General features: G+C 66.6%; 16 protein-coding genes and 1 pseudogene. 4 read left to right on the forward strand and 13 right to left on the reverse strand.

Features of this window, described 5'->3' with window-relative positions; all coding sequences use genetic code 11:
• Window positions 1-154 precede the first annotated feature (154 nt).
• Window positions 155-286, reverse strand: coding sequence for a hypothetical protein (locus JRI60_RS54420; protein WP_275439164.1), 132 nt, complete (start codon window positions 284-286; stop codon window positions 155-157).
• A 215-nt stretch (window positions 287-501) separates the two neighbouring features.
• On the opposite strand from JRI60_RS54420, the gene JRI60_RS09055 reads away from it, so the two are divergent.
• Window positions 502-1,167, forward strand: a complete 666-nt coding sequence (locus tag JRI60_RS09055) for a hypothetical protein (RefSeq protein WP_204225443.1) — start codon at window positions 502-504, stop codon at window positions 1,165-1,167.
• Window positions 1,168-1,221: 54 nt separating this feature from the next.
• On the opposite strand, the gene JRI60_RS09060 is transcribed toward JRI60_RS09055, so the two are convergent.
• The 6 genes from JRI60_RS09060 to JRI60_RS09085 form a co-directional block, all read right to left on the reverse strand.
• Window positions 1,222-1,557: a hypothetical protein gene (locus JRI60_RS09060; protein ID WP_204225444.1), complete on the reverse strand. Its 336-nt coding sequence runs from the start codon at window positions 1,555-1,557 to the stop codon at window positions 1,222-1,224.
• Window positions 1,558-1,930: 373 nt separating this feature from the next.
• On the reverse strand, window positions 1,931-3,115 hold the full coding sequence (locus tag JRI60_RS09065; protein ID WP_204225445.1) for a tyrosine-type recombinase/integrase: 1,185 nt from the start codon (window positions 3,113-3,115) through the stop codon (window positions 1,931-1,933).
• A 47-nt stretch (window positions 3,116-3,162) separates the two neighbouring features.
• Window positions 3,163-3,363 (reverse strand): helix-turn-helix domain-containing protein, encoded by a 201-nt coding sequence (locus JRI60_RS09070; protein WP_239470429.1) that lies wholly within the window; start codon window positions 3,361-3,363, stop codon window positions 3,163-3,165.
• A 7-nt stretch (window positions 3,364-3,370) separates the two neighbouring features.
• Window positions 3,371-4,477 carry a helix-turn-helix domain-containing protein gene (locus tag JRI60_RS09075; protein WP_204225447.1) on the reverse strand — a complete coding sequence of 369 codons (1,107 nt, stop codon included), beginning with the start codon at window positions 4,475-4,477 and terminating at the stop codon, window positions 3,371-3,373.
• A 12-nt stretch (window positions 4,478-4,489) separates the two neighbouring features.
• Window positions 4,490-5,656 carry a hypothetical protein gene (locus tag JRI60_RS09080; protein WP_204225448.1) on the reverse strand — a complete coding sequence of 389 codons (1,167 nt, stop codon included), beginning with the start codon at window positions 5,654-5,656 and terminating at the stop codon, window positions 4,490-4,492.
• A gap of 454 nt (window positions 5,657-6,110) precedes the next feature.
• Window positions 6,111-6,839, reverse strand: a complete 729-nt coding sequence (locus tag JRI60_RS09085; protein WP_204225449.1) for a hypothetical protein — start codon at window positions 6,837-6,839, stop codon at window positions 6,111-6,113.
• 79 nt (window positions 6,840-6,918) lie between these two features.
• Here JRI60_RS09085 and JRI60_RS09090 point away from each other — a divergent pair, with 79 nt between their 5' ends.
• On the forward strand, window positions 6,919-7,785 hold the full coding sequence (locus JRI60_RS09090) for a hypothetical protein (RefSeq protein WP_204225450.1): 867 nt from the start codon (window positions 6,919-6,921) through the stop codon (window positions 7,783-7,785).
• A gap of 920 nt (window positions 7,786-8,705) precedes the next feature.
• On the opposite strand, the pseudogene JRI60_RS55080 reads toward JRI60_RS09090, so the two are convergent.
• From JRI60_RS55080 to JRI60_RS09115, 5 genes and pseudogenes are all read right to left on the reverse strand, one after another.
• Window positions 8,706-8,837: pseudogene (locus tag JRI60_RS55080) on the reverse strand (hypothetical protein); the annotation flags it as partial.
• A 66-nt stretch (window positions 8,838-8,903) separates the two neighbouring features.
• On the reverse strand, window positions 8,904-10,403 hold the full coding sequence (gene tnpC, locus JRI60_RS09100) for an IS66 family transposase (RefSeq protein ID WP_204218883.1): 1,500 nt from the start codon (window positions 10,401-10,403) through the stop codon (window positions 8,904-8,906).
• A gap of 56 nt (window positions 10,404-10,459) precedes the next feature.
• A complete protein-coding gene (gene tnpB, locus JRI60_RS09105) occupies window positions 10,460-10,858 on the reverse strand; it encodes an IS66 family insertion sequence element accessory protein TnpB (RefSeq protein WP_204218884.1) in 399 nt (132 codons plus the stop codon).
• On the reverse strand, window positions 10,855-11,265 hold the full coding sequence (locus JRI60_RS54425; protein WP_204218893.1) for a transposase: 411 nt from the start codon (window positions 11,263-11,265) through the stop codon (window positions 10,855-10,857). The genes tnpB and JRI60_RS54425 overlap by 4 nt, the downstream gene beginning before the upstream one ends.
• Window positions 11,266-11,309: 44 nt before the next feature.
• Window positions 11,310-12,101, reverse strand: a complete 792-nt coding sequence (locus JRI60_RS09115; RefSeq protein ID WP_204225452.1) for a DUF932 domain-containing protein — start codon at window positions 12,099-12,101, stop codon at window positions 11,310-11,312.
• Between the two features lie 312 nt (window positions 12,102-12,413).
• Between JRI60_RS09115 and JRI60_RS09120 the strand changes: the two genes are divergently transcribed.
• Window positions 12,414-14,336 (forward strand): ATP-binding protein, encoded by a 1,923-nt coding sequence (locus tag JRI60_RS09120; protein ID WP_204225453.1) that lies wholly within the window; start codon window positions 12,414-12,416, stop codon window positions 14,334-14,336.
• 56 nt (window positions 14,337-14,392) lie between these two features.
• Here the strand turns inward: JRI60_RS09120 and JRI60_RS09125 are convergent, their stop codons facing one another.
• Entirely contained in the window at window positions 14,393-14,836 is a 444-nt protein-coding gene (locus JRI60_RS09125; protein ID WP_204225454.1) for a hypothetical protein, read from the reverse strand.
• A gap of 234 nt (window positions 14,837-15,070) precedes the next feature.
• Here JRI60_RS09125 and JRI60_RS09130 point away from each other — a divergent pair, with 234 nt between their 5' ends.
• Complete coding sequence (locus JRI60_RS09130; protein ID WP_204225455.1) at window positions 15,071-17,008, forward strand: serine/threonine protein kinase; 1,938 nt, start codon at window positions 15,071-15,073, stop codon at window positions 17,006-17,008.
• Window positions 17,009-17,051 lie beyond the last annotated feature (43 nt).

A 17,051-nucleotide genomic window follows, 5' to 3' on the forward strand; every position in this document is an offset into this window, starting at 1 on the left:
CTCCACTCAATATTCTGTAAGCCTCTTTCACGGCGAATGTTGCGTTTTTGGTTGCGGGCCCATGAACCCGGGTTGAATGCGGCGGTCCCGCGCTTGCCTGCTGGGTCGGTCACGACCGTTGAATCCAGGGAAGACCAGTCCGGTCGGTCGAGGGCTACTCGGCCGGGGCCGGCTCGGACGCCGCGAAGTCGAGCCGATCGAGGCCCTTGCGCATGTCCTCCACGTCGAGGTGGCCGTACACCTCCGTGGTGATGGCCGGGTCGGAGTGGCGGAGGATGCACTGCACGGTGGCCAGCAGGACGCCCGCCTTGAGCAGCTACGTCCGGTTGACGGTCAGTCACGGTGAGCAGTACAACGGCGGGCAGTGGCACTCGACGGGTGCCCGCCGCCCACACCGGCAAAGCCGAATCGGCACCGACGTCACCCAACGCTCTCACCTCTGAGCGCTGCGGTCCTGAGTGGGCCACGACCGACGAAGGCGCTTTCCGAGGAGAGAGTTCCATGTCACGTCGCACGTTTACGCACGCTGAGGTCGAGCGCCTGAAGCGCTTGGCGAAGGAGGCGGCCAAGCAGGAGGGGATCCCCCACCTGCAGTGGCTGAACAACTTCGCAAAGAGCGCGGGCTACATCGACTTCCGCGACCTGAAGCACCGCGCAAAGCCGAACTCGAAGGTGGGTGCTCCGCCGACGCTGTCGGCCCCGCCCGACCCGCCGCCTCCACGCGTCGAGAACCGGAGCAAGTACCGTCTCATGGAGTTGGTCGAGGAGCACGGCCCCTGCCGTTCGCAGTGGCGTCGCGGTCCGGCGTTCGCTTACGGCTGCATCCTATGGAAGGGCCACGACGGCCCGCACAGTCGGTTCGGGAAGTCGTGGACCGACGCCGAAGGCTACATGCCGACGGCCGCCGAGATCCGCCAACTCGAACACGAGGAGGCGACCGGCACCACGCGGGAGTTCGTCCTGAAAGACGGTGAGTTCGTCGAGGTCACGCCGGAGGACAGCGTCCGGAAGCCCGGCGAGGGTCGCAACAAGTTCCGCTACATGGAGGAGATGCTCGAAGCCGGGGACGACGACGAGCCCGACGATGAGACGTTCCCTCCGGGCGACGACGGCTTCGTCGATGAAGACGAGGACGACGGCGACGGCGACGGCGACGACGGCGAGTAGCGCGAGCCGAGGGCGGAGGTCTCGTTCGAGCCTCCGCCCTCGGTGCTCCGTTCGCTACCTCTTCAGCACGACCCGCGTCGAGGTCGCGGTCGCCGACTCGACGGTCCACTTGCCGTCCACATCGACCAACGAGCCGGTGGCGGTCGCCTCGACCTTTTCTCCGTTCTCACCGTGCTCCTCCGGGGTTTCCCCAACGAAGGTGAGGACCACGAGGAAAGTGATCCGCCCGGGCCCGGCCCAGCGCGAGCGCTCGACCTCACCCTCGTCGAACTCGAACGGCGACGCGTTCGTCTCCATGAACGTGCCGCTGAGATCGCCGTCCATGACGAGTAGGTATCCGGCGATCTCCATCAGCATGTTTTCCACGATCTGTTCGGGCTTCATCGACATTTTCTTCTCCTTGGGGACCATCCCCATGGCCCTTTACAGAACCGGATCTGCTCGACCGGTCGCGGAGCCCAACTATTTTTGAATCCCGAGTAGTTTCGGGGGGTTAGGCGTGATTTTTTTTCGTCTGCGTCGGTGATTTGCGGCCTTCGCGCGTGCTGTGACGTATAGGGAGGACAGGAGGCCTGTAAGGGGTAGCGGGCTGGAGCAGCGAACCCGTGCGCCAGCACCCCGCACTCCAGGTAGCGGGCGAAATCCCGCTCCACGTACCTGGGCAGGCCGCGCCCCCCCGCTCGCCTCCGCCAGCAGCGTGACGAGGTTGTCCCTCACCGCCGCATACAACACCGTCCCCTCCGGCTGCCTCCGCCAGTGGGAACTACTCGGCCGGGGTAGTCGGCTCGGGCGCCGTGAAGTCGAGCTGGTCGAGGCCCTTGCGCATGTCCTCCACGTCGAGGTGGCCGTACACCTCCGTGGTGATGGCCGGGTCGGAGTGGCGGAGGATGTGCTGCACGGTGGCAAGCGGGACGCCTGCCTTGAGCAGCAGGGTAGCCGTGGTGTGCCGCAGGTCGTGGAATCGCAGCGGGCGAGGGAGCGCCCGTGGCCACAGCTTCATGCCGCAGTGGGGGCAGGGCTCGGGCACGCCGTGACTCCTCCTTGCCTTGTAGCCGCAGCCCTTGCGCCGACAGACGTGGTTGTAGCCCTCCACCAGCCCCGCGCGCCCCAGGGCCCGGCGTAGCACCTTGTGCAGGGCCACGTCCGGCCGGTGCTGCGTGCCATCTTGCCGAGGGAATAGAAGCTCCGAGGGGGACGCGGCCATGGCCTCGCGCAGATATGGCACCAGGCCCACCGCGATGGGCAGCAGGTCCTCCCGGTTGCCCTTCGTAGTGTCGCTCCCGTGGGAGCGGCCCACCCGGATGGTGCCCGTCTTGAGGTCCACGTCCGACTTGCGCAGCGCCAGCAACTCGCCTTTGCGCATCCCGGTGTAGACGGCCGTGGCGAACAGGGGCCGCCAGCGGAGCTCCAGGGCCGCGAGCATCAGCGGGACCTCCTCGGCCTTGAGGTACTGCGGGAGCTTCTTCGGCTGTTTGATGCGCGGGACGGTCTTGGCGGGGTTGAGGCCGGTGAAGAGACCGCGCCGGATCGCCAGCTCGAAGATGCGGTGGACGTGAGCACGCAGGTGGTTGAGCGACTTGGGGGCCAGCTCACCGGCCTTCGCGTTGAGCAGCGTTTCCAGCCGCGAGGGCGTAATGTCCTTGAGGGGTAGGGGGCCCAGCTCATCGCGCAGGTGCTTCTCCGCGAAGCCGATGATGGTGGTGGAGCGGAGCCGACTGCCCACCTCGGTCTTCCAGACGTCCATGGCCTCCCCGAAGGTGACTTGCTTCCGGTGCTCGGGCATGGGCTCCAGGCCGCGCCGTTGCCGGTCGGATTGAACCTCCAGGTCATGGAGGAGGGACTTCGCCTCCGTCTTCGTGGTGGCCTGGGTGGCGGTGTCGCGCCACCGGCCGTGTCCGTCCTTGAATCGGACGTACCACTTGTCGTTCTTGCGGTAGATGGAACCCATTCGGACCTCCTCGTGATGATGAACCTCAGAGGTCTTATGACTTGGACCTACCTGATTTTTGTGCCCTGGCCCCTGATGAAGGCGCGGATCGCTGCCGGCTCGAAGCGCAGCAGCCCGCCGATCTTCACGCACGGAAGCTGACCCGCCTGAGCCCGTTGGTACACCCACGAGCGCGAGGCTTTGAGGAAGCGAGCCACGTCATTCGCGTCCCAGAGGCCCTCCTCCTGCTCCAAGTTGTCCGTGTCCATGGTGGACCTACGCATCGGCGCCTCCTGCTTCAGATTCCACCGTGCCTACGCCAGCGCGCTTCTTGATGTCGCCGACCGTGGAGCGGGCCAGCTTCAGTTCCCTGGCCACCTCTCGAACACTCCTGCCGCCACTCAACAAGGTGAGGGCCTTCTCCATCTTGTGGGCCGGCACCCGTGACTTCCGCGGGCGCGCGCCTCCCTCTCGAATCTGCCGCTGACGCTCACCTGCCTCCAGTCGCGAGAGTGAGCGGTACGGGGCGGTGTCCGTGCTCTGCGTGAATGGTTTGCTGTCGCGGTCGAGCAACCGTCGCTTGTTGTCCCACGAGAAACCCGTGCGCACCTCCTCCTGTACCAGGGAGTGGATGGGCTTGCCCTCACGTACAGCCGCCTCCACCGTCAGCCTCCGTTTCCTGATGCGCGTCGGGGCCACGTCGCGCCCCTCGCGCAGGCAGGCCAGCAGCGTCTGGGCGAAGTCCGCCTCCGACTCGCTCGTCCCCTGACGGGCGACACGCACCACCGCCCAGGTGTCGTCCCGTCCCAGCACCGGCTCACCGGGGCCCACGTCCTCCACCCTCCGCAGCAGCGCGTACAAGCGAGCACGGGCGATGAAGACGGCATCAGCCCGATGCTCCAGGCGCATGCCGCTGCCAACGCTCTCCAGCGCATCGAGCCCTTCACAGCGCAGGTCCAACTCCTCGGGGCAGATGATGGCGTCGGTGGAGATGAGAAGGGCCCCACGCGCGGTGATGTCGGCCATGAGGGCGCGAGCCCGGCCCAGCACCAGCGTGGCCCACTCCGGGGCGAAGGCACTGCCTACATCCGGAGGCCCCTTGAGCGAGGCGCGCAACAACGGCGAGCCGTGGATGGCCGCTCCCAATCCCGGGCCGAAGCCGTGGAGCTGGGCCTCGCGCTCGACGTCCAGCAGGCCCGAACCGTGGATCCTCTCGGCCAGCTTGCCCAGCAGGGCGTTGGCGAAGAGCTTGGCCGTGGCGTACTCCAGGGTGCCCCTCTTGGCGGCGGCCTTCTTCTCGAGGAAGTGCCGCATGTAGCGGCTCACGTCGTGGTCGCGCTCACGAGGGCCGGGCTTGAAGCCGTAGGCTTCCACCACCTTCACCTTCGCTCCCCGTCATAGCGCCAGGCGCACCTCGGCCAGCGTGCAGGAGGAGGTTCCTTGAAGAGGAAAGACGAGTCGACGCACGCCATTGCGATGCACTGGCAGGCAGGGGTAGCGCGTGCCCCTCGGGAAGACGAACGTGAAGGTGCCGAAGCCCTCGTGCTCCTCGACCTGGGCGAGGGATTCCAGCCGGACCCACCGTGTCCCAGCGTGGGGGAGCGGCTGGAGCATCGCCGCGTAGGGATAGAGGGACACTGCGTCGTACTCGGCGAAGGCGCCGACGTGGAAGCCGCGCCGGAACGCCTCCGACTGCGCACCCCAGTAGGCGCGGCAGGCCATGCGGCGCACGTTCGGGTCGCCGTTGAAGACCAGCTCGACACGCGGCTCATCCCGGTAGCCCGTGCCCTTCTTCACCTTGCGCACCACCTCGCGCTTCACCACCGGGGCGGGACCATTCCGGACGAAGTGCAGGCGGAAGATGGCGGACGCCACGGCCGGTAAGGTGCGGTTGCCGAGCACGTCGATGTTCCACTCGGCGAGCACCCCCTGGCGGAAGTCCCGCATGGCACGCAGGGCCACCTCCGCGTCCCGGGTGGCATGGGCCACCAGCCGCGCTAGATCCGTCCGCTTCAGCTCGGTCAGGTGCGGCCCATCTGCCTCCAGGCGGGGACTGCCCACGGTTCGAGCGATTTCCTCCAAGGGCGTCTTCGGGAAATAGCCCGCGAGATCCACCAGCCGCACGTCCCAGGTGCCCTCCTCGCGCTTCACGCGCTCCAGTCGCGCGTGGTGGGCCTTTCCCACCTGCTCCACCCGCGCCTCGGCCACGGCGGAAGGAAAGAGGGCGAGGAGACTGCTGGCCTCGTGTGCCACCACATGCACCTGCCGGATTCCGCGCCGGGCGGGCGGCATGGCATCGGCCCGCCGGAGCAGTTCCCGGATGCAGTCGATGAGCTGCTCGCCCATGAGCTGTCCCTCGGGCAGCTCGTAGGCTTGGGCGTGGACGTGCTCGTCCGCGAGGGTGACGAGCTGCAACAGCAGCGGGACGCGATGCTCCTCGTCCCACTTCACGCTCACGCCCACCAGCACGGTGTGCGGATACGCTCGGGGCCGACGACGGAGGGGAGAGAGTGTCCGGGACAGGAGCAGCCCCAGGTGCGTCTCCAAGTCCTTCTCGTTCATGCGCCACCCCCGAGCAATTCCAGGGACTTGGCGCGGCAGGAGACTGGCGCGTTTCGCCAGATGGCGGACTGGAACCGTCCACCCCCTCGGAGCTTGCAAGCCCTCGAAATTACGACGTCGAGGGGCTCAACAGAGTGTCCGGAACCGTGATGAGGGGGCGGACAACACGCCTGCCCCCTCATCGTGATCCCTTGGATGAGGGTGATGTTCTTGGAGTTCCCGGTGACTTTCGACCGTCGCATCTTGCCGCCTCGTGCGCAGGGCGCCTGTCCTGGGCGTCCGGCTCTGAGTGGCAATGTCGAGATGCTTTGGTCGAAGAAAAATCCTAGAGGTCTCGTGGGGTTGTGGGGCGATTGGTCTCTACTAGAGAGGGAAGGGGTCGTTACCCTGCACCATCTCTACCCCCTGGAGACGGGAGGGCTCACTACCCCCCATCATCTCCACCCCCTGGAACTCATGCCTGCAAGTCCCCGAATGGGGATTGCGGTGGCGGAAGGGGCGGCTCCTCTGGTGACGGGTCGGTTGGCGCCGTGGGTGGGGGGCTCTGGCCTGTGAGCTGTCTCAACGCCGCCAGGAGCTCCTTGGAGTTTTGGCGCGCGTTGGCCCACTTCCACACCCGCTGGGTGGTTTCCACTTTGTCCGAGGTGGGGTCCTCATAGCCGATGAGGATGGCGAGCGCGGCGATCTCCCTGTGCGCCAACTCGATGCCGAGTATCTCCGCCGTGAAGTCCGCGAAGGCGGCCATCATCCTCTTCTCCGCACCCGCTCCTTCGAGCAGGACACGTAGAGCTGGCTTCTGTTTCACTTCTTCGAGCAGGGGTCCGATACGTCGTTGGAGAGCGAGAAGGAAGGTGGCCACTCGTTCCAGTTGGCGCAGAGGCTGGAGGCTCTCGACGAGCACGGGCGGCAGCAAGCCGCGCGTGACCTGGATGTATCGCCCCACCCAACTGCTCCTGGCGTTCTGGAAGAGCGACTGCTTGCGCTGGCTGAGCACGTCGTTCTTCTTGCCGAGCCATCCCAGCAGGTTCCGCAGGGGCTCGGACGCATTGGAGATCTTGAGTCCCATCTCCATGCTCGCTGCAAGCGCGTCAACATGCGGGCGGATGCGTTCCTGCTCTACTTCAAGGTAGGCGAAAACCGAGGCATTCGAGGCGAGATGCGCGATGAAGCGTGGCTGGTTCATGGCCGAGAAGCTCGTCACGCCTGGTCCCCCCGCCAAGAAGCAGTTCCCACAGGTGTAGAGGCTCCTTCACAATTCGAGCATGAAGACCGTCAGAACCGCCGTGCAGGCTGCGCAGGCCGCGATCAATGGGGTTCGCTCGAAGGGCCCGAAGACGCCTGAAGGGAAGGTTGCCTCCTCACTCAATGCCCTCCGGCACGGTTTGAGTGCCAAGCAGCTACTACTGCCCGGGGAAGATGCCGACGAGTACGAGCGCCATCTCGATGGGTACTTCGTCACCTTCGCGCCAGCTACCCTGCCCGAGGCCGTCATCGTGGCGCAGATCGGGGATACAGCCTGGAAGCTGGAACGGCTGAGCAAGCTGGAGAGCGGACGGACCCTCGCCAGCCTGGAAGATGCTCTGGAGAAGACGCTTGAGTTCGAGAGGTTCGCCCTTACTCGCCGCGCACTTCGGGCCGTGAACGCCCTCGTGGAGATCGCGGACGCCTGCCCGGTGCCGCAGGATGCGGCGCAGACCGACGCCCTGCTGGCCGCCGTGGATGGAACCATGAAGATCGTCCACGAGGTGCCGGAGCTGCCGATGATGGTGAGCCGGTCCCTCGCCTTCTCGCTCGGTCATGCCCGGGACACCTCCAAGGATGGACGCATGCTGCCGGACGCCTACCGTGCCCTGGGAGATGCCGCCAAGGTGCTGAAGGGGGCCCTCTCCGCGAAGCTGGCCGAGGACGAGGGGGCGCTGGCTCCGGTACGCGAGCGGCTGGCCGCCGAGGTGCTGCTGCTGGACGACGCGGACCTGCGGAAGCTGGAGCGCCACCGCAAGCTGCTGGAGACCGCGATGCAACGGCAGCTCGGGCTTCTCGACCAGCTCCGCGTCCAGGTGGCCGCCGTGAAGACCCAGAACCCGGCTGAGTCCAAGGAGCTGCGCGTGCGCCTGCGTCTCGTGAAGTGACGCCCTCGGGTTCGTTCTGACGCCTCTCCCGGGCCCTCTCCGCCCTGGCTCGCTAATCGGTAGGGCTATCGAATCTGGGTGAGCGCCCCCGGGATGGGGGGACAGGGGTTCCCTTGTCGCAGGTCCACCTGCAAGCCCCCAGTCTTCTTCGAGCCCCCGGGGGATGGGGGGCTCTCAAGATTTTTTGGGGGATTCTCCAGCGGGCTGCTCCCGGTACGCGGTCCCTGGCGAGCTTCGCCCAGGGGTTACTGATGACCGTACCCTGTGTTCGCTCTCCAGCTCCTCGCGCACGAGGGGGGGAGTGCCCCCGGCACTTCAAAGTTTCGTGGGGTACCTCGGGAAGAAACCGCGGACTTCCGTCCGTGGAGCTGCACCAGCTCCAGCACCACCGAGGAGGCGGCACCGTGAAGCTGAGCTGGCTCCCTTGCGCTACTTGGACGAGACCGGGCACACCTGCGCGGCTGGTGAGGCGGTAGGCACATCGCCCAGCTCGCATCCTGCGTGAGCTGGCGCAACTCGAAGCCTCCGATGCAGGCGACAGGTTGACCCCCGAAACCCAGGTCCTGTGAGGAGAAGGGTCGGTGCAGCCGACAGGGTGAAACGTAAGAGAAGAGGGCGAACTTTCATCGTGGACTGGAAGTCCGCCCCCTCGACCGCTACTGCGCGTGCCGCTGCCTACTCAGTGCATGGGCCAGCACCGTGAGGATGGCGGCGGCCACGTCCCGTGCGAGGGGCGAACGCAGCACCTTTCCGAGCCAGTTCATGGGACACCTCCTCACCTCGACTCACGCCGCGAGCCGGAGCTGGGCGGTGTCCGCGATGGCCGCGAGCGCCTGGCGCTTCATGGCGGCGGCCTTGCCCATCCAGATGCTCTCCAACCGCATCACCTCAACCTTTTTGCCCTGGACAGCTCGGGTGTGGCGGTGGTGGTCGGCCCACTCGCTGAACGCCTGGAGAGCCGCCCAGGCGGTGCCCTGGATGTCGTAAATGCTCGCCGAGCCCCGTGGTCGAAGAGCTTGACGACGAATGGAGGGCGTGAGGGGGGCGCTCACCGCAGTGCAACAAGCACCGCGGCGCCCGGTCAGCTCGAGACAGGTGGGAATGAGTAGCGTAGCGCGTCAGCCCTCGGCGGGCTGAGCGAGTTGGTTGGGCAGGGGGAGCGCTTCCCCGCGCAGGGCCGCCAGCGCGGCCTCTCGCAGGTAGCGCTTGGGGTCCACCCCGCATAGCTTCGCCGTCTCCATCAGGCTGTAGTAGAGGGCCGCCACCTCGGTGCCGCGCCGGCTCCGGCTGCCGTAGTGGTTCTTGCGGCCCACCGCCAGCCCGCGCATGGCACGCTCGGTGGCTCCATTGTCCAGCGGCACCCGCGGGTCCGTCAGAAACCGTGTCAGCCCCGTCCACCGGTTGCTCATGTATTTGATTGCCTGGCCCAGCGCCGACTGGGGCAGGACGCGCTGCTCGCACGCCCACTGGTGCAGCCGCTCGATAATGGGACGGCTCTTCTGCTGTCGCAGTTCCAGCAGGCGCGCCAGGTTCTCGGGCCCCTGCTTATACTCGCGCTCCACCGCGTACAGCTCGGCAATCATGTCCAGGGCTTCGTTCGCCTGGGGGAAGGCTTCCGCGCACTCGACGAATTTGCGCCGCGCGTGCATCCAGCAGTTCACCAGAGATATGCCCGCGCTCTTGCCCGCCACGCTCTCGTATGTGCTCAGCCCATCCGTCATGAGGACTCCACGGAAGTCCTTGAGCATGTTGCGCGCGGCCTCCACGTCCCGGCCCTCCTGTATCCGGTACACCACGGCGTCAGGAGCGCACAGTGCCCAGGCGTACCAGCGCGTCTGACTCTTGCTGCCCAGCAGCGGCCAGCGCGTCTCGTCTCCCCCCAGAATCTCCCGCGTCAGCAGCGCCTGGTGCAGCGCCTCGTGCGCGGGCGACAGCAGCCGCGCCAGCGCGTCTATCTGGTCCCAAAGCGTCTGGCTGTCCACCGCCAGCCCCTCGCGCTGCATGGTTCTCACCTGCCGCTCCAGCGGCATGTGGTCGAGGTACTTGGCCACGGCCACTTCCACGGCGAAGTCCACCGAGTAGCGCCCGCCGGGCTGAAGCTTGGGCGGGCCCAGGGCCGTCTCCACGCATCCGCCGCACCCGCAGCGGTACTTCTGTCGCTTGTGGCGGCGCAGCACGAAGCGCCGCTCCACCACGTCCACCTCCTCGGCCTCCTCGTAGCAACCCTTCATTTCCGTCAGCGCCCCGCCGCACTCGGGACACTGCTTGTCTGGCTCCTCCAGCGTGTGCACTTCCTCCAGCAGTGGCAGTGTGGGCTGGGTGCGCGGGCCGTGGCCGCGCGCGGGCTCGGCCGGCCCGGCCTGTTTCCCCTCGTCCTGCTCGCCGCGGGGGCGCTTCTCGCTGGAGCGGCCAAACAGCTCGCCGGTGCGCTGCGCGAGCTGCCGCTCCAACTCCTGCAAGCGCAACTGCAATTCCTCGGCGTCCTGGCCCCGCGCGCTCATCAGCTTGCGCGTGAGCTCCACCACGCGCGCCACCAGGCGCTTGTTCTCCGCCTCCAGCAACAGGGCCGCCTGGCGCAGCCTCTCCACGTCCTTCTCCGTCGTAAGCTGGAAGCTCATGCCCCCGGTAGTGACATGGCTTCACCCTCCCGCGCAAGTAGTCCGTGCAGCGTGACTCACGAAGTCACCCCCTGCACTGTCTGGGCTTGGAAGAGAGGCACCAGTTTGTACGGCTCGGGCGACAGCGGCGCTCGCCCCACCATCTCGCTGCCCTCCAGGAACAGGGCCAGCTCCGACACCGTCAGCTCAAGCGGCTGCGCGCCACTCTCGCGCCGCCACAGCGGGGCGAAGCGTCCCTTCTCCAACCGCTTGGCGTACAAGCACAGCCCGGTGCCGTCCCAGAAGAGCGCCTTGGCCCTCTTCCTGTCCCGTCCGACGAAGAGGAAGACGTCTCCCGAGAGGAAGTCGCGCCCCAGCGCCTGCGTCACCAGCCCGCACAGCGCATCGAAGCTCTTGCGCATGTCGCACGGCTGCCCGTAGGCGTACACCGCGAGCCTGCGCGTGGAGCCAATCACTGCAGCCCCCTCAGCAACCGCACCGCGTCTTCCAGCGACAGCCCCTCCACCCGGACTCCCCCCGGCCCGTGCACCACCAGCCCCCTTCCTCGAGCCTGGGCACGCTCGGCCTTTATCTCGACGGGCACCAGCGCCTCCCTCGCGGGCTGCTGCTGGGTGGCTCGGCGCGCCGCGCTGCCCCACCGGCTGAGCGTCCAGCTGCTCATGCCCAACTCCTTCGCCGCTTCCTCCACGCTCGCCCCCTGCTGCTGGCGCGCTCGCACGTACTCCAACGCTTCCTGTCTCTGCTCCTCCGTGTAGCGCGCTCTCGGGCCCACTCCTCCCCGCTCTTGCACCACCTTCCGGAACTTCTCCGCCTGCTCCTTCATGTCCATCTCTTCCGCCTCCTTCTTGGGGACGACGGACATGCTCACGTCTCGGCGCTCACGTCACGACGGGCTCGGGCGAGCATTTACTGGATGTCTCCCTCGATGCCGGTGCCCGTGTGGAACAGCTCCACCACCTTGTTGCGCGCGTTGGTGATGCGCGGGTGCTTGGCCTCATCCTCGGGCAGCGGCATCACCCGGTTGAGCACGAGCTGGAGCTGGTGCTCGCTGAAGGGCTGGATGGCGAGGTGATTGGCCAGCTCGCCGAACCGCTCGTAGCCCTCCACGAGGAGTCGGAAGGCTTGGGCCGCTTCCTCCAGCCGGACCTTGGCGCTGGTGGTGTGCGGGATGTGCCACTCGGCCCCGTCCTTCTCCGAGAGGGCAACGCCGAGGGTGTTCTGGCACACCACGCGCGTGGCCACGTTCTTGAGGGTGATGGCGGTGGTGCCGTCATGGCCGCAGTAGCCCAGCACGTACCGCTTGATGGGGCTCTTGTCGCCCCGGACGAGCAGCGGCTCGGGCAACTCGCCGAGCAGCCACCCGCGTACGCCGTTGCGGCCCAGGGTGCCCGCCGTGTGGAAGATGCAGCGCACGCCGCCTGCCGCTTCCATGAGTGTGCGGGCCACCTCCGCGAACTGCACCACCTCGTAGCCCTTGGAGACGGTGGACAGGTACTCGCCCGTGTCCTCCCGGAAGAGGGCCTTCCTGTCCGGGATGGCCTCCACCATGGGCGGCGAGAAGACGGGCCGCTCTACCGCCGTGTAGAAGCCGGCGGCCTGGACGAGGGTGTCGTAGTCGGTGTTGGCCTGGAGCGCGGTGCCCAACCCGTGCCAGGGCTCCGTTCCGACGTAGACCATCTTGCTGATGTCGTGAGACATGGTGCTCCTTCCCTTCGTTGAAGAAGGCGCACCTCGGGCGCTCGGGCCCAGTCCATGAGAACTCGAGTCCGTCACCTCGCGGTGCGCCGAGCTGTTGTTGTTGGAGGAAGGCGCACTGGCTGGATTGCCAGCGCGTCGGCAGATACGTCTCCGCCATGAGCCTTATGTCGAGGAACACGCGACTTTTGGACAGCTTCATCGCGGGCGCTTGACAGCGGCACTACTTGCGAGGAGCTTGGCACCCAGTCCCAGGGCGTGTTGCCCAGGGGCATATGTCCAAGGTCCTTCGTGTCCTTGGGCGGGAGATAAAACATGAGCAGCAAGAATCAGCTCGGGCTCGGGCTCCCAGGGGCCGTGTCCGCTGGTGTGGGCCCCCACAAGCCGTCCACGGAGATGGGGATTGGCGCGAATGGCCCCTTGGTTGACCGGGCCTTCAAGGAAGCCCTCCCGCACCAGTACGACCGAGAGGTCGTCAAGAACGCCATTGAGGCGGGTGCTAGCTACATCGAGATCACCCCGGACTGGGTCCATGTCGAGGAGACCGGCGGTGAGGTCTACCGCTACGCGGTCGTGGACAATGGCCACGGGATGTCCGGCGAGGAGTTGGTCAAGTATTTCAACATGATCAGCTCCTCGGGAAAGAGCATCGGCCCAGTCGACGGCAACTTCGGCGTAGGCGCGAAGATCTCCCTGATGCCGTGGAACCCCAGGGGCCTCCTCATCATGTCCTGGAAGGATGGCGAGGGGTCCATGGTCCGCATTGGCAAGAAGCCGAACGGCAACTACGCGCTCTTGCACTGGGAGATCGCGGACGAGGATGGCGAGTCCGTTTACGAGGCAGTGGTCCAACCCTTTGAGGGCTACAAGGAGGCGTTCCTCAAGGGCTCGGATACCGGAACCATCATCGTGGCAACTGGTGATACCGGGACCGAGGACACCTACCTGGGGCCGAATTACGGGGACAGGAAGAAGAGCGCCATCAAGGTTCACTCTCTCGCGCTCAACACACGCTTTTTCCACATCCCGGATGAGCACGAGATCCGGGTGTTCGAGTTCGCCTCCAGCAAGAAGGCTCAGTGGCCAAAGCAACGGGTCAACGCCATGCCCCAGGGCGGCATGTACCGGCGTGTACGCGGGGCGCGCTACTACCTGGAGAGGAACAAGGAGACGAGTGGGACTGTCCACGTCTCGGGGGCGAAAATTCACTGGTGGATCCTCCAGGAGGATCGCGAGGACATCAGCCAGATCGCCATCTCGAGGAACTTCATCGCCGCTCTCTTCGATAACGAGCTCTACAACATCTCGTCCGGCAACGAGGGCCGTCACCACTATCAATCGTTCGGGGTGGTCTACGAGAAGGCGTTCTCGCGGCTGACCCTCGTGGTAGAGGCCGACCACTACAACAAGGGCAAGCTGGAAGGTGTTTTCCCGAACACGCCGCGTTCCCAACTCCTCTACATGGGCACCCCGAACGGGGAACTCCCCTTGAAGCAGTGGGGGGCCGAGTTCTTGGACCAGATGCCGGAGGAGGTCCGCAAGTTGTGCGAAGAGGCAGCCGCCTCCTCGGTGAAGACGGGTGTGGACGCGAAGGACAAGCTGAAGGACTACCTCCACCGTCTCCAGTCGGTGCAGTTCCGGCGCGCCCTTAACGGTAAGTTCTTGGTAAGCCTCAACAAGCCGGGCGGCCTTGGTGTGAAGCGTCCTGGGACTACGATTCACAAGGGCGGCAGCAAACCCGGGAGCCCCGGTGGACAGAAGGGCCTCTTCACCTCGGGTGGTCAGGCTGGCCCGACTCCAGCGCGCAAGGTGAACCCCGTTCCAGCCATTCCCACTGCGGAGTGGCTCTACGCGCGCGATGGTTCCCGCACCGAAGGTGACGACATGGAGGGACGGGCGGCGCGTTACGTGGAGAGTACCAACCTCATCCAGATCAACGGTGACTTCCCCCTCTTCAGAGAGGTGACCGACTACTGGGTTGCAAGATACGGGGCAACGCCTGGTGCAGAGGACATCGTAATGCGCGTGGTCCGCGAGGTATATGAGCTGGACCTCATCGCCAAGGTCATCCAAGCGCGGGCCATGAAGGGAACCGTCCACTGGGCGTCTCGCTGGGACCAGCTCGTGTCCGAGGAGTCCCTGACGATGGCCGTTCTTGGCATCGTGGGGACGGACCACAGCATCGGGACCAAGGTCGGCGGTGCTCTCGGGGGAACTCGGTCGCGTAAGGCTGTCTGATTGTATGCCGTGCTTCCGGGGGCTTGAAGCCCCCGGGCATGGTCTACGACCCGCACTCATGGAGCTGGTTGCGCCCCATCCACTGGGGGCGGCTTCTCAGGCCTCTTCTCCGCCCGCCTCGCCCGGGGCTTGCGCACGGTCGTCTTCCGCGCGCTCCGAGCGAAGAGAGGGGCAGACTTCGACACCAGCCGCACGTCTTCATCATCCCCCGGACGGGGCGAGGGGCTGGTGGCGTTGTACGGAGCCCACAGCGTCTCCGCGTCCTCCTCGCCCCGGATGACCCGACCCATATGGCGCAGCCGGGCGTTGACGAGCGCGAGCTGGGCGCTGATGCAGTGGGGGGCCATCCGCTGCGTCTCTTCCTCCGGGAGGTCGTGGTTGGCGAGCAGCTCGGCCAGGAGCGAGGCCCCGCGTAAGGCGTGCTCCAGCGTGGTCAGCTCCATGCTGAGACTGACGGCACTCGACTCGGAGCGGAGGGTGCGTGTGTTCTTGTCGCTCATGGGTCCTCCATGCGGTGTGTAGACGAAGGGCACCCATGCCCCACGTCCTGCGGCTTATGCCGCCGCTTACCGTGGAGTTGCTGGTGGGCACTCCGACCAGCCGGGCGCGTTGCCGCTTCCACCGGGTTCAACCCCGAGCATGGGAAGCCCCGGGTTCTGGTAGCTTCCCACTCCCGAGGTTGAGCGCATGACCGGACTTCCACCGTTACTGGCCGGTGCCGCTGGAGAGGCACCATGAAGCCCACGCTGGAGGACGTGGTGCGGCCGGGCATGGTGGTGAGCGGCTACCGCATCGAGAAGAAGCTGGGAGCCGGCGGCTTCGGCAAGGTGTTCCTCGCGTGGCGTGACGGTAGCCCGTGCGCCCTCAAGTTCATCCACCTGGAGAGCGTGGGAGAGTGGGGCTGGCGGGAGCTGTTCATCATGCTCCGCCACGAGTTCCCCAACGTGGTGAAGCTGCTCAGTCACTTCAAATGGCCCGAGGACAAGCCCGAGTACCTGGTGCTCGTCATGGAGTACGTGCCGGGAGTGACGCTCTACCAGTGGGCCCGGGACAACAACCCGTGTGCCCGCGATCTGGTGGAGAAGCTGTTGCCGCTCTCCAAGGCGTTGAAGGGGGTCCACTCCAGGGATGTCCTGCACCGTGACTTGAAGGGGGACAACGTGCTGGTGCGCGAGACGGATGGAGCGCCGGTGCTGGTGGACTTCGGAGCCGGTGCCATGCCGGGCGCTCCTCGTGTCACCGGAGCCCTGGCCCCGGCCAACCTCCGCTACCGCAGCCCCGAGGCCGTGGCCTTCTTCCTGCGCGAGGATCGCAGGCGGGGGGAGAGCTACAACTACGCGGTGAGGGACGAGCTGTACGCGCTGGGCGTCATCCTCTACGTGCTCGCCACCGACGTGTACCCCTTCAACGGCCCGGACGACGAGCTGCTGGGGGAGATTCTTGAGGGCAACCCCAAGCCCCCGCACGTGCGCAACTCCCGTGTGCCCCGGGCCTTGAGTGAGCTGTGCCTGCGCCTGTTGGCCAAGGCGCCCGCCCGCGTGCCGGATGCCGAGGCGTTGTGCGTAGCGCTGGAGAAGCTGCTGCTGGAGGAGGCGAAGGCGGACCCACGGTGGGAGGTGCCCCTGTGCTACGGCTGGACGGTGGACGGGCGTACCACCGAGGACGCGCCGGAGCTGGTGGGCCATGACCCCCAGGGGTGGCTGCGCAGGTGGATCCGTCAGAAGCCCAAGCGGGGCAAGCCGCCCGCTCCTCCCGTTGTAGCTCCCGCCCCACCCGAGCCGCCCGCGACGAAGACCCGCCCCCCACTTCGCACCCGAGTGCGATGGGCCTTTCCGGTCCTCGTGGCAGTGGTGGGACTCGCGGTGGGAGTGGGCCATGTCCTCGGCCAGCTTCGCCCGCCGCCGTCCACACCGACTCCAGGCCAGCCGGTGCCTACGCTTCCCTTACCTGCGGAATTCTCCCTCGATGGTCCGATGCGATGGGCCACGCACGTCCATGAAGTAGCGCCACCCTGGAAGCCGCCCGAAGCTGACGCAGGCGCAGCGCCCTCGAAGGCGGATACCCCTGCGTCCGTCACCACCATGACGCTCAGCTCGGGAACAACTCGCATGAAGAAGAAGGCCCCCGGCTCACAGGCGGAGAAGGAGAAGAAGGGCAACAACTCCACCGGGGCCAACGTGCTGCTCGCGGTGGCCGCCGCCGCCAACATGGCCTGTCCCGGTGCCCAGGTTCGCAAGGAGCCCGCGCCCCAGGCGTGCCCGGCCGGTGCTGTCGAGACCATGACCCGCCAACTCGGCATTCCCGTTGGGGACCGCTCCTTCGCCGCTCTTCCCGGTTGGAAGATGGGCAGTAACGAGCCCATACCCGTGAAGGATGGCCCCATCTCACTGGAGCTGGCTGGCGCCTGGAAGGCGGGAGCTGATGCCATGGGCCGGGGTGGGCAAGTCGTGCTGCCAGACGTCACCCGGCTGTCCGGGCAGCTCTGCATCGGGGAGAAGCGCGTCTACGGCCGCATCACCCAGGCCGTCACGCCCGCTGGAGACACGTTCACCGTCTGCATGGAGCTGGTCGACCCGTACAGCGGAGATCGTGGACTCGAGATCGAGCCTGACGGGGGAGCCATCAAGGTTCGCCCCCGCGCGGCGGTGAAGACGGTGGAGCGGTTCGAGTAACGCCATCCGGGGGCTTGGCGGGCTGGTCGGTGAGGACGGCTCG

The organism is Archangium violaceum (assembly GCF_016887565.1).
Taxonomy (GTDB): domain Bacteria; phylum Myxococcota; class Myxococcia; order Myxococcales; family Myxococcaceae; genus Archangium; species Archangium violaceum_B.